Raw genomic sequence first — 23,927 nt, forward strand, 5'->3', positions numbered from 1 at the left:
GGGCTTATGACCTGGTTTATTGACCGGCGTCTTAACGGTAAAAACAAGAGCACGGTGAACCGCCAGCGCTTCTTGCGCCGTTATAAATCGCAAATTAAACAGTCGATCTCCGAGGCCATCAACAAACGTTCAGTCACCGATGTTGATAGCGGCGAGTCCGTCTCAATCCCGACGGACGATATTAGCGAACCGATGTTCCATCAGGGGCGTGGCGGCCTGCGCCATCGCGTCCATCCGGGTAACGATCACTTCGTGCAAAACGACCGCATCGAGCGCCCACAGGGTGGCGGTGGCGGGTCCGGAAGCGGTCAGGGGCAAGCGGGTCAGGACGGCGAAGGCCAGGACGAGTTTGTCTTCCAGATCTCAAAAGATGAGTATCTCGACCTGCTGTTCGAAGATTTGGCGCTGCCAAACCTGAAAAAAAACCAGCATCGTCAGTTAAACGAGTACAAAACCCACCGCGCGGGATATACCGCCAACGGTGTGCCGGCGAATATTAGCGTGGTGCGTTCGCTGCAAAACTCGCTGGCCCGACGCACAGCGATGACGGCAGGGAAACGTCGTGAGCTGAACGAGCTGGAAGTCACGCTAAAAACGGTCGAGAACAGTGAACCTGCGCAACTGCTCGAAGAAGAACGGCTGCGCAAAGAGATCGCTGAACTGCGCGCAAAAATCGAACGCGTGCCGTTTATTGACACGTTCGACCTGCGTTACAAGAACTATGAGAAACGTGCGGAACCCTCCAGCCAGGCGGTGATGTTTTGTCTGATGGACGTTTCGGGTTCAATGGATCAGGCCACCAAAGACATGGCGAAGCGTTTTTATATTCTGCTCTATCTGTTCCTGAGTCGAACCTATAAGAACGTTGATGTTGTGTATATTCGCCACCACACGCAGGCTAAAGAAGTCGATGAGCATGAGTTTTTCTACTCGCAGGAAACGGGCGGGACGATTGTCTCCAGCGCGCTGAAGCTGATGGATGAAGTGGTTAAAGAGCGCTACGACCCTGCGCAGTGGAATATCTATGCTGCGCAAGCGTCCGATGGAGATAACTGGGCAGACGATTCGCCGCTGTGCCACGAAATCCTCGCGAAGAAAATTCTGCCGGTGGTGCGTTATTACAGCTATATCGAAATCACCCGCCGCGCGCATCAAACGCTGTGGCGTGAGTATGAACATCTGCAAACCATGTTTGATAACTTTGCCATGCAGCATATCCGCGATCAGGATGATATTTACCCGGTCTTCCGCGAACTGTTCCATAAACAATCGAGTACCAGCAACGCATAACGCAACAGCCAGCATTCATTGCTGGCTGTTTTCTTAATAAGTCACATTAATACAATCGAGACTTTTATTAATCAGGATGGTGCAATTTCTTCCACTCTGTTTGCCTTTATAAAGTGCCACATCCGCTCTTTCCAGAACTTCTCGCAGTGTTTCACCGCGATGGACGCGCGTCAGCCCTGAACTAAAAGTGATTTTCACTCGGTGATCTCCGGATACAGTCTCTGACGTCTCTATTACCCGGCGTAAACGTTCTGCGGCTTCAGTGGCCTCTCTGTCACTGTGGGCCTGGAGCAGAATAATAAACTCTTCGCCGCCATAGCGATAAACAGATTCTGCACGCCGAATATTATTTTCCAGATTAAGGGCCAATGACCGTAAAACGGCATCCCCGATTAAATGTCCGTAGTTATCATTAATCTTTTTAAAATGATCGACATCCAGCAGAAGCAAATATAATCCCTCATCGCCCAATGCTTTATTCATGCTGTCATATGACTCATCCAGGATTCGCCGCAAGGGCAGCCCTGTCAACGCATCATAGCTGGTACGTAGTTGTAGCAAGTGCGCTTTATAGCGAGACACTGATGCCGTAAATGCCAGGAGCGCCGTCTCGAAATCATCGAAAGGTGCATTGTTACACTCGTCGTGCTCAATGGCTTTTATAAGCTCGCGACACATCTTATGGACGTGAATATGTTTATCCTTTATATCAAGAAGATAATTCCTGCCCGCTATGTCATCTTGTAATTGCCTATTTAACCAATGGCCAAAATCACAAAAATTATGCGCATCATCGCAAGTCAGGTCCGGGAGTAAAACATCACGACTGGCAACAAACCGCAGTATATTTATCAGCCATTTGAAATGTGCATCCGTCGAATGATTCAAATCACGAACGGTAGCATCAATTTTTTTGAATTTACTGTTCATTACTCCTCCAGCAACAAATTAATTACCGGCCAAATAGTAACGAGATATATTTTTAGTTTTGTCAAAACAGGTATATTTATTATGGGTTTTTTTATGAATAGGATGTGCTACCGTATGAGCCCTGTATTCAAATATCACAGGCAATACAGCCATGTCGGAAAAGATTAAAGGCACAACAACCCACCAGCAACTGATCGCACTGTTAACTGAGCAGGGTGCACAATATCGGGTTGTGGAGCACGAATCCGTGGGGAAATGCGAAGCGGTGAGTGAAATTCGCGGTACCGATCTCGGTCAGGGAGCAAAAGCGCTGGTCTGCAAAGTAAAAGGCCATGGTGTAAACAGACACGTTCTGGCGATTCTGGCTGCCGATCAGCAGGCCGATCTGAGTCAACTCGCCAGCCATTTTGGTGGGAGTAAAGCCTCGCTCGCCAGCCCAGCAGAAGTAGACGACCTCACCGCTTGCGTCTTCGGTGCAATTCCACCGTTCAGCTTTCATCCGCAGTTGACGCTGGTTGCCGATCCGTTGCTGTTTGAACGTTTCGACGAAATTGCGTTTAATGCGGGGCTGCTCGAAAAATCAGTGATTATGAACACCGCCGATTATCTGCGAATTGCTCAACCTGAGCTGGTGACTTTTCGTCGATAATCTTGCAACGGCTGGCACATGGGTCAGTCGTGTTTCTCAAGAAACATCACGGATGCCACAATAATCATCGCAATGGTAAAAAATGAGGACGATATAATCAGCGTCTCAATAAACATTTGATCGTGCATATTGATTCCCCCCTTTCTTGATATGTATATCCTTTTTACTGTCCCTTAATGACAGCGGCATGACACTATCAGGTCATTCTGATGAAAAATATGGTCGCTGTTACAGTTTGGGAAAAAACCTTTTCACCGCTACCTCAACGGTTATCCCCTTTTTTACGCTTGCTTCGCGACAACGCGTTCCCGAGCGCTGATGCCCACATCGAAACTGTTATTACTCTTTTTTAATTCAAGCCCCGGGAAGTGCGCTGGCGAAAAGTTGAATCACTCCTCTTCTGGCAGTTGCATAAATAAAACGGATTTTTTGATAAAAGCCTGTTTAATCACGCCTTTGCGGGTAAAGTAAGCAGGCTTACTTTTTTTTTGGCAAGGAAATCCTCATGTTTGACCCTACCCTGCTGATTCTGCTGGCTCTGGCAGCGCTCGGCTTTATCAGCCATAACACCACGGTCGCGATTTCAATCCTGGTGTTGATTATCGTGCGCGTGACACCGCTGAATACCTTCTTCCCATGGATAGAGAAACAAGGCCTCACTATTGGGATAATTATCCTGACCATCGGCGTAATGGCCCCTATCGCCAGCGGCACATTACCGGCCTCCACACTTTTGCACTCCTTTGTGAACTGGAAATCGCTGATCGCCATCGCCGTGGGCGTATTCGTCTCATGGCTCGGCGGGCGCGGTGTGACGTTAATGAGTTCCCAGCCGTCGCTGGTAGCGGGTTTACTGGTCGGGACCGTTCTGGGCGTGGCGCTGTTCCGCGGTGTCCCTGTGGGCCCGCTGATTGCCGCCGGACTGGTTTCGCTGTTTATCGGGAAGTCGTAGACAGGCTGGCGATATAGCGCCCCGGCGTTTGCCCCAACCCTTTCCTGAACATCGTGATAAACGCGGTGGTGGAGTCATATCCGAGTGACTGCGCCACCTGCTGGACCGATTTGCCGCCAATCAGCAATTGTAACGCCACGATCAGCTGTAGCTGATGCCGCCAGCGGCGAAAGCTCAGCCCTGTCTCTTTCACCACCAGCCGCGCAAGATTGCGCTCGCTCATCGCAAAGTGGCTGGCCCACTGCGCCAGCGTCTGCCATTCGGCGGGCTGCTCTGCCATAGTGTTGCTCATCATGCGGATTTTGGGATGCGGTGAGACAGGCAGTTGCAGCTGTTCCTGCGGCTGCTGTGGGATTTCATCAAAAAGCACATCCGTCAGCCTGGACGTCGCGGCGAGCGATAGCTGATCGTCCGTTTTGCTTGCCAGCGTCAGGATTAATTCGCGCACCAGCGGAGAGATTTTGAGCGTGCAGCAGCGATCCGGCAGCGTCACCGCACCGGGTTCGATAAACAGGAAACAGAGCTGTGCCCCCGGCGTCGCCTTATTGCTGTGCGGGATCTGGCCGGGTATCCACACCGCGTATTGCGGCGGTACCATCCACATGGCGTTGTCCACTTCACAGGTGACCGCCCCTCGCAGAGCGAGGATCAGCTGCCCCTTACGATGCTGATGCCGCGGAATGCGTTGCTCGTCTTCCACGACGCGAATATGAAACGCCATTGCCGCATGATGCTGGCTGTCCGGATCGTAGCCGTCGAGTCCAAGACCTAACATAATGTTGTCCGATATGAGCGATAAACTGTCATTTTAGCTTGATTCAAACAGCACTGAAAACGAGTAATGTGTGCGCTCGTTAAGAGGTAAGAGAAAACAATGACTACTGCCATCCCTTCCACCGGTAAAGATCGCCTGCTGCTGATCGCCGGTATGCTGATGATCGCCACGACGTTGCGCGTGACATTTACCGGTGCGGCTCCGCTGCTGGACACCATCCGTCACGACTATGGCCTGACCACTGCCCAGACAGGCCTGCTCACCACTCTGCCGCTGCTGGCTTTTGCCCTCATTTCGCCTCTGGCCGCAGGCGTTGCGCGTCGTATTGGTATGGAGCGCAGCCTGTTTATCGCCCTGCTGCTGATCTGCGCAGGCATTGGTATTCGCTCTCTACCCTCGTCCACGCTGTTGTTTGCCGGAACGGCGGTGATCGGCTGCGGGATTGCACTCGGAAACGTCCTGCTGCCCGGCCTGATTAAGCGCGATTTTCCGGGTCAGGTGGCAAAGATCACGGGCGCGTATTCCCTGACGATGGGCGCGTCAGCCGCGTTGGGGTCGGCGATGATTGTGCCGCTGGCACTGAGCGGCGCGGGCTGGCATGGCGCGCTACTGTCGCTGATGGTTTTTCCGCTTCTCGCGCTGATTCTGTGGCTGCCGCAGTGGCGTCAGAAACACACCGCTTCGTTAAGCGGCGCGCGTGCGCTGCATAACCGTGGGATCTGGCGTTCGCCCCTGGCCTGGCAGGTGACGTTATTTCTGGGGATTAACTCGCTGATTTATTATGTGATTATCGGCTGGCTTCCGGCGATTTTACTCAGCCATGGCTACAGCGAAACGCAGGCAGGTTCCATGCATGGTTTGTTGCAACTGGCGACAGCTGCGCCCGGGCTTGCCGTTCCGCTGGTGTTGCACCGGCTCAAAGACCAGCGCGGCATCGCTGGATTCTCGGCCTTACTGTGCGCGGTTAGCGCAGCGGGGTTCTGGTTTGTTCCGGGTCAGGCGGTTCTCTGGACGCTTATTTTTGGATTTGGATCAGGGGCCACGATGATTTTGGGTCTCACCTTTATCGGCCTTCGCGCCGGGTCAGCACATCAGGCGGCGGCGCTGTCCGGAATGGCGCAATCGGTCGGGTATCTTCTGGCCGCATGCGGGCCACCGTTGATGGGTAAAATTCACGATACGGCGGGAGACTGGCGCATTCCGCTTATTGCTTGCGCACTGGCGGCAGTCGTGATGGCTATTTGTGGGGTGCTTGCCGGACGCGACGGAGAGATCGCGCCCGACTAAACACAATGAAGGCAGACTGAACAGTCTGCCTTTTATCCGCGAGCGGCGTAAAGCATTGCCTGAACGAGAGGCACAGGTCGACCGGCCAGCGCACCGCGTTCGTGCTGGAACAGCGTTGCCACAAAGAATGGATGCGTGACCAGCTCTACCGCACGAATTTCACCCTGTTCATCCCAGCCCGTCACGCGCATATCGCCGCTTTCAAGCTCTTTAGCGAACTCAGGGGATACACCGTAATTGCAGTGATACCCTTCTTCAATCTCTTGTCTGCCATAAGCCTTCGCAATCAGCGTATTCGCACGCAGTTCAATGGTGTCCGTTTGTTCGACCAGCGAACAGGCAAGCGGCGCGATCACCATTCTGCCTTCACTGTCCGTTTCAGCATGTGCCGCATCATCCCAACCCAGGGCATTGCGCGCATATTCAATTAACGCGTGCTGGAATCCACCGCAGGTCCCCAGGAAGGGAATGCTGTTTTCACGGGCATAACGCGCCGCGATAAAGGCGCCATCAACGTTCTTATAGGGGCTTGCAGGAACCAACCAGATTGCGTCATAGCCGACTAAATCTTCAGGACTGAGCAGCTCGGTGGTGGCGATCCAGTCGTAATCCGCTGTTATTTCCAGCACAGCGGCGGCATCGTCAATGGCCAGGGGAATTGCCTGATGAGCAATAACATCGTGGTTATAATCGCCAACAAGTGCAATGCGAAGCGTATCTTTTAGCGGAGAGAGTTCCATAAGAGGTTCCATATGCCAGAAAAATATTCAGATAACATAAGGAACCTCAGCCTACCGATCTTTTGCCCGTATCACAATACCTTAAATTGGAGGGGGAAAAATGTGGTGTTATAGTGTGTTAGCGTATTTTCACCCCTTCTTTGGACCGACTTAAACGCCATGAAAACCAAAATTCTGGTGAGCGCATGCCTGATGGGCCACAAGGTTCGCTATAACGGCAGCGAAAAGGCGCAGATTTCCGAAACGCTCCAGCGCTGGCAGCGGGAAAACCGGCTGGTAACGCACTGCCCGGAGCTGGCCGCAGGGCTGTCGATTCCGCGTTTACCCGCCGAAATTGTGGCAGGCAGTGGAAAAGATGTCATGGCGGGGCACGCGTCTATCCTGGAAAGTGATGGCACTGACGTCACCGGGCATTATCAACTGGCCGCCTGGCTGGCGTTGCGCGCCGCACTGGCGTCAGATTGCAGCGCGGCGTTGCTGACGGACGGCAGCCCCACATGTGGCAGCGAGTTGATTTACGACGGTAGTTTTACCGGGCAGAAGCGCGCCGGAATGGGCGTCGCCGCAGCACTCTTACGCGAGCACGGTATTCAGGTATTTTCCGATAACCAACTCATGGAGCTTATCGCCTGGGTTGAGGAGAGAGAAAATGATTCAGTGTAAACGCGTCTATGACGCCGCGAACGAAGATGACGGATATCGGATTCTGGTCGACCGACTCTGGCCGCGAGGGATTAAAAAATCTGACTTAGCCTTTGACGAGTGGTGCAAAACGCTTGCGCCTTCCAACACATTGCGCAAAGCGTTTCACAGCGAGACGATTGATTTCACCTCTTTCAGCCAAGCCTATCAGCAAGAGTTGGCCCAGCATGAGGACGAAGGTCAACGCCTCGCCGCGCTGGCGAAAAACCAGACCGTGACGCTGATTTACGCAGCCAAAAATACTGAGCAAAACCACGCATTAGTGTTGGCCGACTGGCTGCGGCGCAGGTAATTTAATTGAGCATGAGTTCGTCGAGGATTTGCGGGGCTTCGTCAGGCGTCAGCGGCATCAGATGTTCAGGGCGGATAAACGCAAAACCGTGTTGCTTATCGAAGGCATAAACATCACCGGTCACCAGCCAAAGTGCACGGTCCGCCGTAGCAGGCAGTTCCGTCATCACACCGTTGACGGGATTCAGGAAGCGCAAACCCGGCTGACAAAGTTCAAAAAGCTCAACGGATTTGCCGATATTACAACGCCCTGCGGACGTGCGGGCGCCAATAATCATAGCCAGACTACCCGGTTTTAACTGAAACATTCTTCTCTCGCGATGTGCTAGCCCGCAGGCTAAGATAATTCCTAAAGAGAATTGTATCGCAGTCAAACCTTGGCTGTCACCTGGCAGGCGTCGGGTGATCGCGTCGGAACAGATCCCACTCATCGATCACTTCACCGCCAGGCAGTTTACATTCGGTGCGTATGCCCTGCAGACTTTGCACCGGAACTCGCTCTCCGCCTTTCTTCACGCAGTAAACGGCCGCTGGATTTGCCATGCCAATTTGCGGCGGTTTAGGGGCTTCTGGGGGCGTGGAACAGGCGGCTAATGGCAGCGCCATTGCCAGCAACAGATATCGCATAACGGTGTCCTTTTGATAAACAGAGGCCTAAGCGTAACGACTGAGCACAGTTTTCTCCATGATTTCTCCATCAATTCTGCACTTTTTCGCCCTACAGTGAGCGCGTTCTCCTTGACCAGAGAACATCATTCCGTAATCAAGATGTCTTTGCCCCGCCTCAACCGCGGGGCCTTTTTCCCACCAAAAATAGCAGGCACTTCTGCTGATATATTAAATTCTCTGTATTCGTGTTTTACTACGCCCCACAGTCGAAAAATTCAGCATAGCATGCAGATACTGACGTCTTCTGCATGGGAGTCTACCCACGTCATGTCGGATATTATTCTTGCCCGTGTTTCAGAAACTCTCGCAACCGAACAATCACTCGAAAGCCTGGTACGTCAACTGCTGGAAATGCTTGAGATTGTCACCGAAATGGAATCGACCTATCTCACGAAAGTCGATATCAACGCGCGTTTGCAGCACATTCTTTATGCCCGCAACAGCAAACAAATGCAGATCCCCGAAGGGCTGAGCGTTCCCTGGGGTGAGACGTTATGCAAACGTGCTATTGAGAGCCGTTGTTTTTACAGTGATGATGTTGCGAAACACTGGGCGGATTGTGATGCAGCCAAAACGCTGGGCATCACCACCTACATGAGTATTCCCATTCATCTGGCGGATGGTTCGCTGTACGGTACGCTGTGCGCTACCAGCACGGAAAAGAAAACGTTGAGCCATCGCGGTGAGCAGGTGCTACAGCTGTTTGCCGGTCTTATCGCGCATTACATTCAAAAAGAGTCACTGGTCATGCAGTTGCGCGAAGCAAACGCAGCGCTGATCGCCCATTCGTATACCGATGCGTTAACCGGGCTACCGAATCGCCGCGCGATTTTTGAAAACCTCACCACCCTGTTCTCGCTCGCACGCCATCTCAAGCGCAATGCGATCATCGCCTATATCGATCTGGATGATTTCAAACTGATCAATGACCGTTATGGCCATGAGACCGGCGATCAATTTTTGGTTGAGGTCGGTAAGCGGTTAACCACGGGGCAAACGGAGGACGATATTGTCGGCCGATTAGGCGGTGATGAGTTCCTAGTGGCGTGCCTGAGTAAAGGCAACAGTGACGCTGATAACGCACAAATTACTATTCTCAGAAAGCAGGTTAGCGCCTGTATCGCGGGAGAATATGTGTTGGGAAATGTGCATATTGTCTACCCTGGTGCCAGTTTAGGCGTGGTATCTGTCGACCCTTCACACATTGATGCTGACGGTGCATTACGCGCCGCAGATGCGGCGATGTACCGCGATAAAAAAGAGAAAAGCAAAACGCGCTTTCTCGCACTGGATTAACCCCGTAAACTCTGGCTGCAAATAAACCCATAAGGTAATGTCATGCGGATTGGAATTGTTTTCCCGGTCGTTATTTTTATAACGGCAGTGGTGTTTTTAACGTGGTTTTTTGTTGGCGGCTACGCCGCTCCGGGGGCATAAGTGAGAAAGACAACCATCATTATGTTAATCATCGCCGTCGTGGCTGTCGCGGGCAGCCAACTCGGCTGGTGGTGATCCAAACGGAAAAAGGCCGCCAGACGGCAGCCTTTTTTGACGATTTCAGTGCTTAGCTTTTGATTTTTCTGTAGATAAACAGAACGACCAACGCACCAATGACTGCGACGGCAAAGCTGCCGAAGTTGAAGCCATCGACCTTACCAAAACCGAACAAGGTGCTGATCCAGCCACCGACCACGGCACCAATGACACCCAGAATTACGGTGACGAAGAACCCACCGCCGTCTTTGCCCGGCATGATCCACTTCGCCAGAATCCCCGCAATAAGACCAAAAATAATCCAGGATAAAATTCCCATAGCTAGCTTCCCTCTCTGTTTGGTTTTTGTTACTAAATCAACAACACAAAAAAGGATAGCACAGGATCTCAGAAAGGAAATTTGTGATAGGTATCACAGTGTTTAGTTGCGCATTTTATCGACAACAAAAAAATAACCTGCCACACAAAAGATGGGGTTGCATCTTTTGATGAGAAGAATTATCTTTCTCATTACTGAATAGTTGAGTAAAACGCTCAGGTATTTAGTACGACATTGCTCACATTGCTTCCAGTATTTCTTGCCCACTTTTTAGTGGGCTTTTTTTTGCCTAATGTGGCCGGCGTATCACGCGACGGCCATCAACTCGATGCGTGCGTATTGCTCTACAAACCCTGACTAAACGCGCGTGTTTCGGTCTCGAACAGGATCGTAAAGATTGCCAGGGCGTTCTGATCGCCCTGATATACACTCATGGAATTATACTATTCTTTTGAATTGCATAGAAAAAACAAAAAATTCATCACCCTCCATTTATACGCGTTCGGATCATCAACTTTTCATCTCGATAAGAAACCAGAATAAGACATTAAACTTCATATTTTGGATTTAGGTTTATTTAGTGGTCTATCCGAATCAAGCCTCCCGCACCGCTGCCGATAATCACGTCAACTCACGTTTACTCGGCAAAGGTTATAAAGGAGTGTATTTTGAAAAATATTAAAATCAGGGTGGGACTGTTAATTGTTCTGGCATCTTTCACATTGATGCTATTTCTCTCAAGCGGTCTTGGGCTCTATTTCCTGTCACACAGCAACAGCGACATTCAAACCTTAAACTACAATGCCGCAGAACAAAAAGCGCTTAATTCTGCGCGCGATGCAATTTTGCGGGCACGTATTATCATCGATACGGCGACGCAGGCAAAAATACATGGCGAGGATATCGACGAACCTGCTGTAAAAGCCAGTATCGAGAAAGAAATGCAATCTGCCGATATACAGTATCAGCAATTTGTTAAAATCCCGGGTCTCTCCACCACCCAGCCAGAGCTGGGTGAAAGAATGAAAGATAGCTACGATCAACAAGTTAGCGTAATTAATCACAATACCAACACTGTTATTAATACAACAGGTGCGGAGGATCTTAAGCCAGCCTATGCCGCAAACCGTAGCGCAACGCTTAAGGCACGGCAGGCATGGGACAGCGAATACCAGTCCTATATTGATGCTACTCAGCATAATCTGACAAACGTTATTGATTACAGCAACCGATCTTATCATTTTGCAATGATTATAATGGTCAGCCTACTTGCCATCGCTATCGTATTATTCATTTCCATCAATTTGTGGATGCGAAATGCATTGATTCGCCCTCTCAGTGAAGTTGCTCAACATTTCGAACATATTGGTAAAGGGAATTTAACAGCGGATATTCATGTTACCAGTACTAATGAAATTGGCTTGTTATTCGCGTCATTAGAAACCATGCAGGCAGAGCTTAACTCTACCGTTGTCACTATTCGTCAGGGCGTGGAATCTATTAATATTGGTACACAAGAAATTTCTGCAGGAAATAGCGATCTGTCACGTCGTACTGAAGAACAAGCCGCAGCCGTTGTAGAAACCGCAGCCAGCATGGAGCAGATCACCTCGACGGTGAAAATGAACACCGACAACGCGCTTCAGGCTTCGCATATGGTGCAAAGCGCGGCTGGTATTGCGACCGCGGGCGAAGAACAAATGCAGAACATGATGCAAAAAATGGATGCCATCAGCCAGAGCGCACAGAAGATGGTCGATATTATCAGCGTCATTGATAGCATTGCCTTCCAGACCAACATCCTGGCCCTGAATGCAGCGGTTGAGGCTGCGCGAGCTGGTCAATCTGGCCGTGGATTTGCAGTGGTCGCCGGTGAAGTCAGAAACCTGGCGCGTCGTTGTACCGATTCTGCAAAAGAGATCACCGGTCTTATCAACGAATCCACGCTGTATATTCAGGAAGGTGCGGAGCTTGCAAACAAAACCAGCAAGACCATGCTGGATATCAGCAGTGCAGTCAGTAAAGTGAACGTGATGATGGACAACATTGCTTTAGCGTCGCAAGAGCAAAGTCGTGGAGTGGAGCAGATTCGCGTGGCGATCACCCAGATGGATCACGTAACTCAGCAAAACGCCGCGTTAGTTGAGGAAGTGGCAACGACGGCATCAGGTGTGAATAGCCAGGCAAACTTACTGACGCAATCTGTGTCGATCTTTAAAGTCAAACAGACGTTCTGATGACGCTGTAAGCGAATCAACAATGTGTCCGGGAGCGAGCATGCTCCCGGATTCTTGTCACAAAAGCGGTTAGACGAAGAGACTCAATGCTGAGTGATCTCTCCGGCGCTGTGTTTGGGTCCTAACCGCCCTGCTTCAATTAAGATTTCTTCGATCAACTCTTCAAGACATTCTCTTCCGTGGTGGTCGCAAATAAGATGCACCTGCCGAGAAATCTCATCCGTTTTCATGCCGTCACACAACGCTGATTTCAACATTATGGACGCCCATCGTTTCGCTTCAGAATGAGTCAGCATAAGCCCTCCCGCTGGTTGTTACCTCTCTAAGCGTAGCTGCCCGCAAAGGGTTTGGTGAATTTTTATACCGCCTAAGTGTGACACTTCTTTTCAAGCGGAACGCATTTCTAATTGGGTGCCGCAGCTGTGAAATGAGCTAATTTTTAGCTCGCTTTGAATTAAGATGAAATCAGACGCATTTATCAGAATGATTTTTAAGCCTCATTTATCTGAAGCATTCTTGACTCTTTCCGCGTGACCAGTGAAAATGCTGTATATAAAAACAGTTATTGAGGTAAGTATGTTTGTTGAACTCGTCTATGACAAGCGCAACGTTCAGGGTCTGGTCGGTGCGAATGACATCATTCTGAATGAGTTAACCAAGCGCGTGCATCGCATTTTCCCTGATGCGGTTGTAAAGGTTAAACCCATGCAGGCAAACGGCTTGAACAGCGATGCCAGCAAAAGCGATCGTGAAAAATTGAACCGCATGCTTGAAGAGATGTTCGACGAGGCCGATGCCTGGATGGTAATGGAATAGAAATGACGTTTTGGGGAATTCTGTCGAAAAAAAACGGGAACCATCCGGCTCCCGTTCTAACATACCCCAGAAACTTGATTACATGTTCGCGATAATCGCGTCGCCAAACTCTGAACATTTCAGCAGCTTAGCGTCGTCCATCAGACGTTCAAAATCGTAAGTCACGGTTTTCGCGTTAATCGCGCCTTCCATGCCTTTCACGATAAGGTCTGCGGCTTCGAACCATTCCATATGGCGCAGCATCATTTCAGCGGACAGGATGATTGAACCTGGGTTCACTTTATCCTGGCCTGCGTACTTCGGTGCCGTACCGTGGGTAGCTTCGAACAGTGCGCATTCGTCACCGATGTTTGCACCAGGCGCGATACCGATACCGCCAACCTGCGCCGCCAGGGCGTCAGAGATGTAGTCACCGTTCAGGTTCATACACGCGATCACGTCGTATTCAGCTGGACGCAAAAGGATCTGCTGCAGGAACGCATCGGCGATAACATCTTTAATGATGATCTCTTTGCCGGTGTTTGGGTTCTTAATTTTCTGCCACGGACCGCCGTCGATCAGTTCGCCGCCGAATTCTTCAGTCGCCAACTGGTAACCCCAGTCTTTGAATGCGCCTTCGGTGAACTTCATGATGTTGCCTTTGTGAACAATAGTCACAGAGTCGCGATCGTTGGTGATTGCGTATTCGATGGCTGCGCGCACCAGACGTTTAGTACCGTCTTCGGAGCACGGCTTGATGCCGATACCGCAATGCTCAGGGAAGCGAATTTTCTTCACGCCCATCTCTTCGCGCAGGAATTTAATCACTTTTTCTGCGTCAGCAGAGTCCGCTTTCCATTCGATACCCGCGTAGATGTCTTCTGAGTTTTCACGGAAGATAACCATGTCGGTCAGGTCCGGACGTTTTACCGGGCTCGGTGTACCCTGGTAGTAACGCACTGGGCGCAGACAAACATACAGATCGAGTTCCTGACGCAGAGCAACGTTCAGGGAACGGATACCGCCGCCGACCGGGGTGGTCAGTGGGCCTTTAATCGCCACGCGGTATTCGCGAATCAGGTCCAGCGTCTCTGCTGGCAGCCAAACGTCCTGGCCGTAAACTTGGGTCGATTTTTCACCGGTGTAAATTTCCATCCAGGAAATTTTACGCTCGCCTTTGTAGGCTTTCTCAACAGCGGCATCAACCACTTTCAGCATTGCAGGAGTAACGTCTACACCGATTCCATCACCTTCAATGAAGGGAATAATCGGGTTGTGTGGAACGTTAATTTTGCCGTTTTGCAGGGTGATCTTTTTACCTTCCGCCGGAACAACTACTTTGCTTTCCATTAACCTCTCCTTCGAGCGCTTCTGGTTGTTACTGATCTTATGTTAATAATTTGTAATGAGCCGTCCGATAGTACCTGAATGTCCGGCGCCATGAAAGGCATTCGTTATTAGGCTATAATGCGGCAATTGACCGACGCTGAAAATACCATGAAGAAAACTTCTTTTAGAAATCACCGGGTTGAGCGATTCAGCTCACAACAAGCCACCAGAAGAACAGCCGTAAACCCGCCAAAACGGGTCATTTTGTTCAATAAACCCTACGATGTTTTGCCGCAGTTCACGGACGAAGCCGGGCGCAGCACCCTGAAAGATTTTATTCCTGTTCAGGGCGTATACGCCGCGGGGCGTTTGGACCGCGATAGCGAAGGTTTGCTGGTGTTAACCAACGATGGGGCATTGCAGGCAAGCCTGACCCAGCCGGGTAAACGCACCGGAAAAATCTATTACGTTCAGGTTGAGGGTGAACCAACGGACGAAACGCTGGCTGCACTGCGTCACGGCGTGGCGTTAAACGACGGCCCAACGCTGCCTGCTGGCGTTGAGCGGGTCAGCGAACCGGAGTGGCTGTGGCCGCGTAATCCACCGATTCGCGAGCGTAAATCCATTCCCACCGCCTGGCTGAAAATCACCCTGTATGAAGGTCGCAATCGGCAGGTTCGCCGGATGACGGCCCACGTTGGTTACCCTACCCTGCGGCTTATCCGCTATGCCATGGGTCATTACACGCTGGATTCCCTTGCCAACGGGGAATGGCGCGACGCGACGGAATAAGGAGAAATCATGTTCAAGCCTCATGTTACGGTTGCCACACTGGTTCACGCGCAGGACAAATTTTTAGTCGTTGAAGAGACAATCAACGGCAAAGCGCTGTGGAATCAGCCCGCCGGGCATCTGGAAGCGGACGAAACGCTGGTCCAGGCCGCCAAACGCGAGCTATGGGAAGAGACCGGTATAGATGCGCAGCCACAGCATTTCATCCGTCTGCATCAGTGGATTGCACCCGACCGCACGCCGTTCCTGCGCTTTTTATTCGTCATCGAACTTAACGAAATGTGCGCCACTGAGCCGCATGATGACGATATTGATCGCTGCCTGTGGGTCACTGCCGAGGAAATCCTTAACGCGCCAAACCTGCGCTCGCCGCTGGTTGCCGAAAGCATTCGTTGCTATCAGACGGGCAGCCGCTTGCCGCTTGACGTTATCAGCGAATTTAACTGGCCGTTTACAGAGGGTGTCAACGGTGGGGGCGCGTGATAGAATATGCCGCCTTTAAGTTCAATGTCGTGAGTATTCCTATGTCAGCAAGCCCAAAAAAAGTGATCGTCGGCATGTCCGGCGGTGTCGACTCCTCCGTTTCTGCCTGGCTGTTGCAACAACAGGGCTATCAGGTCGAAGGCCTGTTCATGAAGAACTGGGAAGAAGATGACGGCGAGGAATACTGTACAGCAGCTGCGGATCTCGCAGATGCGCAGGCCGTGTGCGATAAGCTCGGCATTGAACTGCACACCGTCAACTTTGCGGCGGAATACTGGGACAACGTCTTTGAACTGTTCCTGGAAGAGTACAAAGCGGGTCGCACGCCGAACCCGGATATTCTGTGCAACAAAGAGATCAAATTTAAAGCCTTCCTTGAGTTCGCCGCGGAAGATCTGGGCGCTGACTTTATCGCGACCGGTCACTACGTGCGTCGTGCAGACGTTGATGGCAAAAGCCAACTCCTGCGCGGCCTCGACGGCAACAAAGATCAGAGTTACTTCCTTTATACGCTCGGCCATGACCAAATTGCGCAAAGCCTGTTCCCGGTCGGTGAACTTGAAAAACCTGAAGTCCGCAAAATCGCCGAAGACCTTGATCTGATTACCGCGAAGAAAAAAGACTCAACCGGCATCTGCTTTATTGGTGAGCGCAAATTCCGCGAATTCCTGGGGCGTTACCTGCCGGCTCAACCGGGCAAAATCATCACCGTTGATGGCGATGATGTGGGCGAACACCAGGGCCTGATGTATCACACGCTCGGACAGCGCAAAGGTTTAGGTATTGGCGGTACAAAAGAAGGCAGCGAAGAGCCATGGTACGTTGTCGACAAAGACGTTGAGAACAATATTCTCGTCGTTGCCCAGGGTCACGAACATCCGCGCCTCATGTCTGTCGGTCTTATCGCCCAGCAGTTGCACTGGGTGGATCGCGAGCCGTTTACCGGTACGCTGCGTTGCACAGTCAAAACCCGTTATCGCCAGACCGATATTCCCTGCACCGTGACGGCACTGGATGAAGAACGCGTTGAGGTTCGTTTCGACGAGCCGGTTTCTGCCGTGACGCCAGGCCAGTCAGCCGTTTTCTATAGCGGTGAAATCTGTCTGGGCGGCGGTATCATTGAACAGCGCCTGCCTCTGGCAGCGGTGTAAACGAGCACACTAAAAGGAGCCCGTGTGGCGAAGAATTATTATGACATCACCCTGGCACTGGCAGGAATTTGCCAGTCTGCTCGTCTGGTGCAACAGCTGGCGCATCAGGGGCATTGCGATGCTGACGCGCTGCACGTTTCGCTTAACAGCGTTATCGACCTCAATCCTGGCTCAACGCTGGGCGTGTTCGGTGGCAGCGAAACAAATCTTCGTCTCGGTCTCGAAACGCTGCTCGGCGTGCTGAATGCAAGCAATCGTCAGGGGTTGAACGCGGAATTAACGCGCTATACGCTCAGCCTGATGGTGCTGGAGCGTAAGCTGAACAGTGCAAAAGGCGCGATGGATACGCTCGGCGATCGCATCGCGGGATTACAGCGTCAGCTCGATCACTTCGATCTGCAGTCTGAAACGCTAATGAGCGCGATGGCCGCCATTTACGTCGACGTCATCAGCCCGCTGGGTCCACGTATTCAGGTGACCGGCTCCCCTGCCGTGCTGCAAAGCTCGCAGGTGCAGGCGAAGGTCCGCGCCTCGCTTCTGGCTGGCATCCGTGCCGCCGTTTTGTGGCATCAGGTTGGCGGTGGCCGACTGCAATTAATGTTTTCTCGTAATCGCCTGACCGCTCAGGCAAAACAAATTCTTGCTCATTGTTAACCTCCCGGAGTTGCGAATTATGGAATTATCCTCACTGACCGCCGTTTCCCCTGTTGATGGACGTTACGGCGATAAAGTCAGCGCGCTGCGCGGGATTTTCAGCGAATATGGTCTGCTGAAATTCCGTGTACAAGTTGAAGTACGCTGGCTGCAAAAACTGGCCGCGCACGCAGCAATCAAGGAAGTTCCTGCTTTTGCTGCCGAGGCAAACGATTACCTCGATAAAGTGGTGGCAGAATTCAATGAAGAAGATGCCGCACGTATCAAAACGATCGAGCGCACCACCAACCACGACGTGAAAGCGGTTGAATACTTCCTGAAAGAGAAAGTGGAAAGCATCCCTGCGCTGCACGCGGTGTCTGAATTTATCCACTTCGCGTGTACTTCCGAAGATATCAACAACCTCTCTCACGCGCTGATGCTCTCTACCGCCCGTCAGGAAGTGATTCTGCCTTACTGGCGCAAAATCATCGATGCGGTCAAAGACCTGTCCGTTCAGTATCGCGACATTCCGCTTCTTTCTCGCACCCATGGTCAGCCAGCGACTCCATCGACCATGGGCAAAGAGATGGCGAACGTGGCGTACCGTATGGAGCGCCAGTTCCGCCAGCTGGAACAGGTTGAAATTCTGGGCAAAATCAACGGTGCGGTCGGCAACTATAATGCGCACATTGCCGCCTATCCGGAAGTTGACTGGCACCAGTTCAGCGAAGAGTTCGTGACTTCTCTGGGCATCCAGTGGAACCCGTACACCACGCAGATCGAGCCGCACGACTATATTGCTGAGCTGTTTGACTGCATCGCCCGTTTTAACACCATCCTGATCGACTTTGATCGTGACGTGTGGGGCTATGTTGCGCTGAACCACTTCAAGCAAAAAACCATCGCTGGCGAAATTGGCTCGTCCACCATGCCGCATAAAGTGAACCCGATTGACTTTGAAAACTCCGAAGGCAACCTGGGCCTGGCGAATGCTCTACTGCAGCACATGGCGAGCAAACTGCCTGTTTCCCGCTGGCAGCGCGATCTAACCGACTCCACCGTTCTGCGCAACCTGGGCGTGGGTATTGGCTACGCGCTGATTGCTTACCAGTCCACTCTGAAAGGCGTGAGCAAGCTGGAAGTGAACCGTGACCGTCTGCTGGACGAGCTGGACCACAACTGGGAAGTGCTGGCCGAGCCGATTCAGACGGTGATGCGTCGCTATGGCATCGAAAAGCCGTATGAAAAACTGAAAGAGCTGACGCGCGGCAAGCGTGTTGATGCTGAAGGCATGAAACACTTTATCGATAGCCTGGAACTGCCGGAAGACGAAAAAACGCGTCTGAAAGAGATGACGCCAGCCAATTATATTGGCCGTGCTATCACCATGGTTGATGAATTGAAATAAGGCCCCCGCCCTCTTTCCGCCCGGAAAGAGGGTTCCTTCCACAGCGTTTACTCAATGTTTATCCCCACAGCCACATAATCAGCGTTAAACTATTCATACCATTAATGTTAGGGAGAAGAGATGATGCGCGTATTGGTTGTTGAAGATAATGCTTTGCTACGTCATCACCTGAAAGTTCAGCTTCAGGAAATGGGTCATCAGGTTGATGACGCAGAAGATGCAAAAGAAGCCGATTATTATCTCAATGAACATCTGCCCGATATCGCCATCGTCGATTTGGGCTTGCCGGATGAAGACGGCCTGTCGCTGATCCGCCGCTGGCGCAGCCATGACGTTTCTCTCCCCGTACTGGTTTTGACTGCTCGCGAAGGCTGGCAGGACAAAGTCGAAGTGCTCAGCGCGGGCGCAGATGATTACGTCACCAAACCGTTCCACATCGAAGAAGTCGCGGCCCGTATTCAGGCCCTGATGCGCCGCAACAGCGGTCTGGCCTCTCAGGTCATCTCGCTACCACCATTCCAGGTCGATCTGTCTCGTCGTGAATTTTCTATCAACGATGAAGTCATCAAACTGACGGCGTTTGAATACACCATTATGGAAACGCTGATCCGCAACAGCGGCAAAGTGGTGAGCAAAGATTCATTAATGCTTCAGCTTTACCCGGATGCCGAACTGCGCGAGAGCCATACGATTGATGTGCTGATGGGACGTTTGCGCAAAAAAATCCAGGCGCAGCATCCGCATGACGTCATCACGACGGTGAGGGGTCAGGGATACCTGTTTGAATTACGCTAAATGAAAAGACTTCTTCGTCATATTTTGCCCCTTTCACTGCGGGTCCGTTTTTTGCTGGCCACCGCAGCGGTGGTGCTGATCCTCTCGCTCGCCTACGGCATGGTGGCGCTCGTGGGTTACAGCGTTAGCTTTGATAAAACGACCTTTCGTCTGCTGCGCGGGGAGAGCAATCTGTTCTACACGCTGGCAAAATGGGAAAACAACCACATCAGCGTCGACATGCCCGAGAATCTGGATCGGCAAAGTCCGACGATGGCGCTGATTTATGACGAGAAAGGCAAGCTGCTCTGGGCACAACGCCATGTTCCGTGGCTGGAAAAAAGTATTCGCCCGGAATGGCTCAAAACGAATGGTTTTCATGAAATTGAAGCTGACGTGAATGCCACCAGCAGGTTGCTCGACAATGATGCGTCCATGCAGCGTAAACTCGCCGAAATCCGGGACGATGACGACGACACTGAGATGACGCACTCGGTAGCCATCAATCTTTATCCCGCCACGATAGATATGCCCCAGCTAACGATTGTGGTCATCGACACGATTCCCGTTGAGTTAAAACGCTCCTATATGGTCTGGAGCTGGTTCGTGTATGTGCTGGCTGCAAACCTGCTGCTGGTGATCCCGCTACTGTGGATCGCGGCCTGGTGGAGCCTGAGACCTATCGAATCGCTGGCCAAAGAGGTGCGCGAGCTTGAAGAACACAATCGCGAAAAACTCAATCCAGAAACCACGCGAGAACTGACAAGTCTGGTGCGAAACCTCAATCGGTTGCTCAAAAGCGAACGCGATCGCTATGATAAATACCGCACCACGCTGACCGATCTGACGCACAGTCTTAAAACTCCGCTCGCGGTAATGCAAAGTACGCTGCGTTCGATGCGCGGTTCCAAACTGAGCGTGGATGATGCCGAGCCGGTAATGCTGGAGCAGATCAGTCGTATCTCGCAGCAAATTGGTTACTACCTGCACCGCGCCAGCATGCGCTCGGGCAGCCCACTGTTAAGCCGCGAGTTGCATCCCGTCGCACCGCTGCTCGACAGTTTGACCTCCGCATTGAATAAAGTGTATCAACGCAAAGGCGTGAATATTAGTCTCGATATTTCGCCTGAAATCAGTTTTGTCGGCGAGAAAAATGATTTTGTCGAAGTAATGGGAAACCTGCTGGATAACGCCTGCAAATATTGCCTGGAATTTGTGGAAGTGTCCGCGCAGCAGACGGATGACGCGTTGCACATCATCATTGAAGATGACGGGCCTGGGATCCCAAAAAACAAACGCGATGTCGTTTTCGATCGTGGCCAACGCGCAGACACGCTGCGCCCTGGACAGGGCGTCGGGCTTTCCGTTGCCCAGGAGATTGTCGAGCAGTACAACGGCAAAATTGAAACCGGCGATAGCCTGCTGGGTGGCGCGCGGATGGTGGCCATTTTTGGCCGCCAACATCCCTCTTCCGACGATAGTTAGCGCGGAATGTGAAAAAAGCGAGATTCACGCACGCAGCCTTGTGAGCTTCCGTTATAATCCGACTCAATAAGAGCCTGCGGAAATAAATAATATGGAATATCACTTAACGCTAAACTGGCCCGATTTTATCGAACGTTACTGGCAGAAACGCCCGGTCGTTCTGAAACGCGGCATCAGCAATTTTGTTGACCCCATCTCGCCAGACGAACTGGCGGGACTGGCGATGGAAAACGAAGTGGATAGCCGACTGGTGAGTCATCAGGACGGTAAATGGCAGGTGAGCCACGGGCCTTTCGAAAGCTACGATCATCTGGGTGAAAACAACTGGTCATTACTGGTTCAGGCCGTCAACCACTGGCATGAACCTACCGCAGCCTTGATGCATCCGTTCCGTGCCCTGCCCGACTGGCGCATGGACGATCTGATGATCTCCTTCTCTGTGCCCGGTGGCGGCGTTGGCCCCCATCTGGATCAATATGATGTGTTTATCATTCAGGGTACGGGCCGCCGTCGCTGGCGTGTGGGCGAGAAAGTGCCGATGAAACAGCACTGTCCACATCCCGATCTGCTTCAGGTCGATCCGTTTGAAGGCATTATCGACGAAGAGCTTGAGCCAGGCGATATTCTGTATATCCCGCCGGGATTCCCGCACGAAGGCTATTCGCTGGAGAACTCGCTGAACTATTCCGTGGGATTCCGCGCGCCAAGCGGGCGTGAGATGATCAGCGGATTTGCCGATTACGTGCTGCAGCGTGAGCTGGGCAGTCATCGCTACAGCGACCCTGATGTGCCTGCGCGTGAACACCCGGCCGACGTTCTGCCGCAAGAGTTAGATAAGCTGCGAGAGATGATGCTGGGCCTGATTAACGAGCCGGAACATTTCAAGCAGTGGTTTGGCGAATTTATCAGCCAGTCCCGTCATGAACTGGACGTTGCGCCTGCAGAGCCGCCGTATCAGCCGGATGAAATTTACGATGCGTTGCAGCAGGGAGATTCCTTGGTGCGTCTGGGTGGCTTACGTGTACTGCGTATTGGCGATGACATTTTCGTTAACGGCGAAAAACTCGATTCACCGCACCGTCCAGCACTCGAAGCTCTGGCAAGCCATATGGTCTTGAACGCTGAAACCTTTGGTGACGCGCTGGAAGATCCCTCGTTCCTGGCAATGTTAGCCGCGCTGGTCAACAGCGGATACTGGTTCTTCGAAGACTAAGAGAGATAAAGCCCGGCAGCTATTTCGCTGACCGGGCAGTATTTTACGCCTGCTTTGCTGTTATCTCGGCAATACGCACAATCACTTTCACCGCTTTTTCCATCCCTTCCAGCGTCACAAACTCATGCTTGCCGTGGTAGTTATAGCCGCCGGTAAACAGATTCGGGCAAGGCAGTCCCATAAAGGAGAGCTGCGAGCCGTCAGTGCCACCGCGGATCGGTTTCAGCTGCGGTTCGATATCGCAATCGCGCATCGCCTGCTGAGCGATATCCAGAATATGCGGATGCTCGACTACTTTCTCGCGCATGTTGTAATAGCTGTCCTCAATGATCAGCTCAATGTAGCAATCCGGGTGCAGCCCTTTGCCCACTTTTTTGGCGATCTCCATCATCTTACGCTTACGCGCTTCAAAGGCTTTACGGTCGAAATCACGCACGATGTAATGCATCTGCGCGCTATCGACCGTGCCTTTAATACTGGTGAGATGATAAAAACCTTCATAACCTTCGGTCTGTTCAGGGCTCTCTTGTGCCGGTACTTCCGCGTGAATGCGCGACGCCAGCGACAGTGCGTTCACCATCACCCCTTTCGCCGAGCCAGGATGAACGTTGTTGCCAACGATCTTGATGGTAATCGACGCCGCGTTAAAGTTTTCGAACTCCAGTTCACCCACACCACCGCCATCGACGGTGTAAGCCCACTTCGCGTTAAACGCAGCGACGTCAAAATGTTTTGCACCCTTGCCGACTTCTTCATCCGGCGTAAAGGCCACGCGAATATCGCCATGCGGCACGTTTTTGCCTTTCAGCACGGCCAGCGCAGTCATGATCTCGGCCACGCCCGCTTTGTCATCCGCGCCCAACAAGGTTTTGCCGTCAGTGGTGATCAGCGTTTGTCCCAGCAGCTGATGCAGCACCGGGAACATGACCGGGGACAAGACTTCGTCGCCGATGCCCAGCGCGATATCGCCGCCACGGTAATTTTCGACTATTTGCGGGTTGACGTTCTTACCGCTGAAATCGGGTGAAGTATCAACGTGGGAAATGAATCCAATGGCCGGAATGTCACCCTGGACATTCGCTGGCAGCGTCCCCATCACCGTACCTTTCTCGCTTAACGTCACATTGACCAGGCCAAGCTCTTCCAGCTGTTCCTTCAGCAGGTTTAACAGCTTCCATTGACCCTCAGTGCTCGGCACCTGCCTGACACCCGCTTTAGATTGGGTATCCAGCGATACGTACTGTAAAAAACGCTCAAGTAATTTATCCATGCAGTCACCCTCACTTTTTGTGACAACATTATCATTAAGCATCAAAACCCAAATATTGCGTCAGGTCACTTTTATCCCGTAAACGAGAATATATTCGTTTATGTCGTTATTGGTTAATAAATATAGTTTATCAATCAGTCACAAGGATTGGTGATTTCAATGCTTTGCCGTAGAATGGCCGCCCTCATTGCGAGTCACCAGGGTGGTTGAACACAAATCCCGCTAACGAAAACCCATTCGTAGCGCTTATAGGGGA

Annotated in this window: 28 protein-coding genes; 18 read left to right on the forward strand and 10 right to left on the reverse strand. The window is 51.8% G+C overall.

What is annotated here, in order from left to right:
- Positions 1-6: 6 nt before the first annotated feature.
- The gene (locus tag AC07RN_RS01590; RefSeq protein ID WP_012017065.1) at positions 7-1,290 is read left to right on the forward strand and encodes a YeaH/YhbH family protein; all 1,284 of its coding nucleotides are present in this window, start codon (positions 7-9) and stop codon (positions 1,288-1,290) included.
- A gap of 33 nt (positions 1,291-1,323) precedes the next feature.
- Here AC07RN_RS01590 and AC07RN_RS01595 read toward each other — a convergent pair whose 3' ends face one another.
- Entirely contained in the window at positions 1,324-2,220 is an 897-nt protein-coding gene (locus AC07RN_RS01595; RefSeq protein ID WP_478335414.1) for a diguanylate cyclase, read from the reverse strand.
- Between the two features lie 151 nt (positions 2,221-2,371).
- Between AC07RN_RS01595 and AC07RN_RS01600 the strand changes: the two genes are divergently transcribed.
- Positions 2,372-2,869: a YbaK/prolyl-tRNA synthetase associated domain-containing protein gene (locus AC07RN_RS01600; RefSeq protein WP_478335415.1), complete on the forward strand. Its 498-nt coding sequence runs from the start codon at positions 2,372-2,374 to the stop codon at positions 2,867-2,869.
- Between the two features lie 23 nt (positions 2,870-2,892).
- On the opposite strand, the gene yoaI is transcribed toward AC07RN_RS01600, so the two are convergent.
- Complete coding sequence (gene yoaI / locus AC07RN_RS01605; RefSeq protein WP_223297189.1) at positions 2,893-2,997, reverse strand: small membrane protein YoaI; 105 nt, start codon at positions 2,995-2,997, stop codon at positions 2,893-2,895.
- Between the two features lie 377 nt (positions 2,998-3,374).
- On the opposite strand from yoaI, the gene AC07RN_RS01610 reads away from it, so the two are divergent.
- Positions 3,375-3,821, forward strand: a complete 447-nt coding sequence (locus AC07RN_RS01610; RefSeq protein ID WP_012017062.1) for a DUF441 domain-containing protein — start codon at positions 3,375-3,377, stop codon at positions 3,819-3,821.
- Here AC07RN_RS01610 and AC07RN_RS01615 read toward each other — a convergent pair.
- Positions 3,805-4,596, reverse strand: a complete 792-nt coding sequence (locus AC07RN_RS01615) for an AraC family transcriptional regulator (protein WP_478335416.1) — start codon at positions 4,594-4,596, stop codon at positions 3,805-3,807. The two genes, AC07RN_RS01610 and AC07RN_RS01615, sit on opposite strands and share 17 nt — an antisense overlap.
- A 99-nt stretch (positions 4,597-4,695) precedes the next feature.
- Between AC07RN_RS01615 and AC07RN_RS01620 the strand changes: the two genes are divergently transcribed.
- Positions 4,696-5,883 (forward strand): CynX/NimT family MFS transporter, encoded by a 1,188-nt coding sequence (locus AC07RN_RS01620; protein ID WP_478335417.1) that lies wholly within the window; start codon positions 4,696-4,698, stop codon positions 5,881-5,883.
- Positions 5,884-5,915: 32 nt separating this feature from the next.
- On the opposite strand, the gene AC07RN_RS01625 is transcribed toward AC07RN_RS01620, so the two are convergent.
- Positions 5,916-6,623, reverse strand: coding sequence for a CTP synthase C-terminal region-related (seleno)protein (locus tag AC07RN_RS01625; protein WP_186754040.1), 708 nt, complete (start codon positions 6,621-6,623; stop codon positions 5,916-5,918).
- Positions 6,624-6,782: 159 nt separating this feature from the next.
- Between AC07RN_RS01625 and AC07RN_RS01630 the strand changes: the two genes are divergently transcribed.
- Positions 6,783-7,286 carry a 2-thiouracil desulfurase family protein gene (locus AC07RN_RS01630; protein ID WP_478335418.1) on the forward strand — a complete coding sequence of 168 codons (504 nt, stop codon included), beginning with the start codon at positions 6,783-6,785 and terminating at the stop codon, positions 7,284-7,286.
- A complete protein-coding gene (locus AC07RN_RS01635; RefSeq protein WP_478335419.1) occupies positions 7,273-7,617 on the forward strand; it encodes a DUF488 domain-containing protein in 345 nt (114 codons plus the stop codon). The genes AC07RN_RS01630 and AC07RN_RS01635 overlap by 14 nt, the downstream gene beginning before the upstream one ends.
- A 1-nt stretch (position 7,618) precedes the next feature.
- On the opposite strand, the gene AC07RN_RS01640 is transcribed toward AC07RN_RS01635, so the two are convergent.
- Both AC07RN_RS01640 and AC07RN_RS01645 read right to left on the reverse strand, forming a co-directional pair.
- The gene (locus AC07RN_RS01640) at positions 7,619-7,924 is read right to left on the reverse strand and encodes a hypothetical protein (protein WP_478335420.1); all 306 of its coding nucleotides are present in this window, start codon (positions 7,922-7,924) and stop codon (positions 7,619-7,621) included.
- Between the two features lie 76 nt (positions 7,925-8,000).
- Positions 8,001-8,243, reverse strand: a complete 243-nt coding sequence (locus AC07RN_RS01645) for a putative hemolysin (protein ID WP_478335421.1) — start codon at positions 8,241-8,243, stop codon at positions 8,001-8,003.
- 309 nt (positions 8,244-8,552) lie between these two features.
- Between AC07RN_RS01645 and AC07RN_RS01650 the strand changes: the two genes are divergently transcribed.
- Both AC07RN_RS01650 and AC07RN_RS01655 read left to right on the forward strand, forming a co-directional pair.
- Positions 8,553-9,581, forward strand: coding sequence for a sensor domain-containing diguanylate cyclase (locus AC07RN_RS01650; RefSeq protein ID WP_478335787.1), 1,029 nt, complete (start codon positions 8,553-8,555; stop codon positions 9,579-9,581).
- 42 nt (positions 9,582-9,623) lie between these two features.
- Positions 9,624-9,722 carry a YoaK family small membrane protein gene (locus AC07RN_RS01655; RefSeq protein WP_041689378.1) on the forward strand — a complete coding sequence of 33 codons (99 nt, stop codon included), beginning with the start codon at positions 9,624-9,626 and terminating at the stop codon, positions 9,720-9,722.
- 127 nt (positions 9,723-9,849) lie between these two features.
- On the opposite strand, the gene AC07RN_RS01660 is transcribed toward AC07RN_RS01655, so the two are convergent.
- Positions 9,850-10,098, reverse strand: coding sequence for a GlsB/YeaQ/YmgE family stress response membrane protein (locus AC07RN_RS01660; RefSeq protein WP_012017053.1), 249 nt, complete (start codon positions 10,096-10,098; stop codon positions 9,850-9,852).
- A 668-nt stretch (positions 10,099-10,766) separates the two neighbouring features.
- On the opposite strand from AC07RN_RS01660, the gene AC07RN_RS01665 reads away from it, so the two are divergent.
- Positions 10,767-12,335, forward strand: coding sequence for a methyl-accepting chemotaxis protein (locus AC07RN_RS01665; protein WP_235135350.1), 1,569 nt, complete (start codon positions 10,767-10,769; stop codon positions 12,333-12,335).
- Positions 12,336-12,418: 83 nt separating this feature from the next.
- Here AC07RN_RS01665 and AC07RN_RS01670 read toward each other — a convergent pair whose 3' ends face one another.
- Entirely contained in the window at positions 12,419-12,631 is a 213-nt protein-coding gene (locus AC07RN_RS01670) for a hypothetical protein (RefSeq protein ID WP_041689377.1), read from the reverse strand.
- Positions 12,632-12,911: 280 nt separating this feature from the next.
- Here AC07RN_RS01670 and AC07RN_RS01675 point away from each other — a divergent pair, with 280 nt between their 5' ends.
- Positions 12,912-13,151, forward strand: a complete 240-nt coding sequence (locus AC07RN_RS01675; RefSeq protein WP_012017051.1) for a DinI family protein — start codon at positions 12,912-12,914, stop codon at positions 13,149-13,151.
- A 78-nt stretch (positions 13,152-13,229) separates the two neighbouring features.
- On the opposite strand, the gene icd is transcribed toward AC07RN_RS01675, so the two are convergent.
- A complete protein-coding gene (gene icd / locus AC07RN_RS01680; protein ID WP_012017044.1) occupies positions 13,230-14,480 on the reverse strand; it encodes an NADP-dependent isocitrate dehydrogenase in 1,251 nt (416 codons plus the stop codon).
- 117 nt (positions 14,481-14,597) lie between these two features.
- Between icd and rluE the strand changes: the two genes are divergently transcribed.
- The 8 genes from rluE (at position 14,598) to AC07RN_RS01720 (ending at position 22,401) form a co-directional block, all read left to right on the forward strand.
- A complete protein-coding gene (gene rluE, locus AC07RN_RS01685) occupies positions 14,598-15,251 on the forward strand; it encodes a 23S rRNA pseudouridine(2457) synthase RluE (protein ID WP_235135347.1) in 654 nt (217 codons plus the stop codon).
- A gap of 9 nt (positions 15,252-15,260) precedes the next feature.
- Positions 15,261-15,734 carry an NUDIX hydrolase gene (locus AC07RN_RS01690; RefSeq protein ID WP_449553471.1) on the forward strand — a complete coding sequence of 158 codons (474 nt, stop codon included), beginning with the start codon at positions 15,261-15,263 and terminating at the stop codon, positions 15,732-15,734.
- Between the two features lie 41 nt (positions 15,735-15,775).
- The gene (mnmA, locus tag AC07RN_RS01695; RefSeq protein WP_166638638.1) at positions 15,776-16,885 is read left to right on the forward strand and encodes a tRNA 2-thiouridine(34) synthase MnmA; all 1,110 of its coding nucleotides are present in this window, start codon (positions 15,776-15,778) and stop codon (positions 16,883-16,885) included.
- Between the two features lie 24 nt (positions 16,886-16,909).
- The gene (gene hflD, locus AC07RN_RS01700; protein ID WP_012017040.1) at positions 16,910-17,539 is read left to right on the forward strand and encodes a high frequency lysogenization protein HflD; all 630 of its coding nucleotides are present in this window, start codon (positions 16,910-16,912) and stop codon (positions 17,537-17,539) included.
- A gap of 19 nt (positions 17,540-17,558) precedes the next feature.
- Positions 17,559-18,929 (forward strand): adenylosuccinate lyase, encoded by a 1,371-nt coding sequence (gene purB / locus AC07RN_RS01705; protein WP_407436740.1) that lies wholly within the window; start codon positions 17,559-17,561, stop codon positions 18,927-18,929.
- Positions 18,930-19,052: 123 nt separating this feature from the next.
- Complete coding sequence (phoP, locus tag AC07RN_RS01710) at positions 19,053-19,724, forward strand: two-component system response regulator PhoP (protein ID WP_041689375.1); 672 nt, start codon at positions 19,053-19,055, stop codon at positions 19,722-19,724.
- On the forward strand, positions 19,725-21,188 hold the full coding sequence (gene phoQ, locus AC07RN_RS01715) for a two-component system sensor histidine kinase PhoQ (protein WP_478335422.1): 1,464 nt from the start codon (positions 19,725-19,727) through the stop codon (positions 21,186-21,188).
- A gap of 91 nt (positions 21,189-21,279) precedes the next feature.
- The gene (locus tag AC07RN_RS01720) at positions 21,280-22,401 is read left to right on the forward strand and encodes a ribosomal protein uL16 3-hydroxylase (protein WP_012017036.1); all 1,122 of its coding nucleotides are present in this window, start codon (positions 21,280-21,282) and stop codon (positions 22,399-22,401) included.
- Between the two features lie 43 nt (positions 22,402-22,444).
- Here AC07RN_RS01720 and pepT read toward each other — a convergent pair whose 3' ends face one another.
- Positions 22,445-23,671 (reverse strand): peptidase T, encoded by a 1,227-nt coding sequence (pepT, locus tag AC07RN_RS01725; RefSeq protein WP_041689374.1) that lies wholly within the window; start codon positions 23,669-23,671, stop codon positions 22,445-22,447.
- Positions 23,672-23,927 lie beyond the last annotated feature (256 nt).

The organism is Lelliottia sp. GFLA7, from assembly GCF_056490165.1.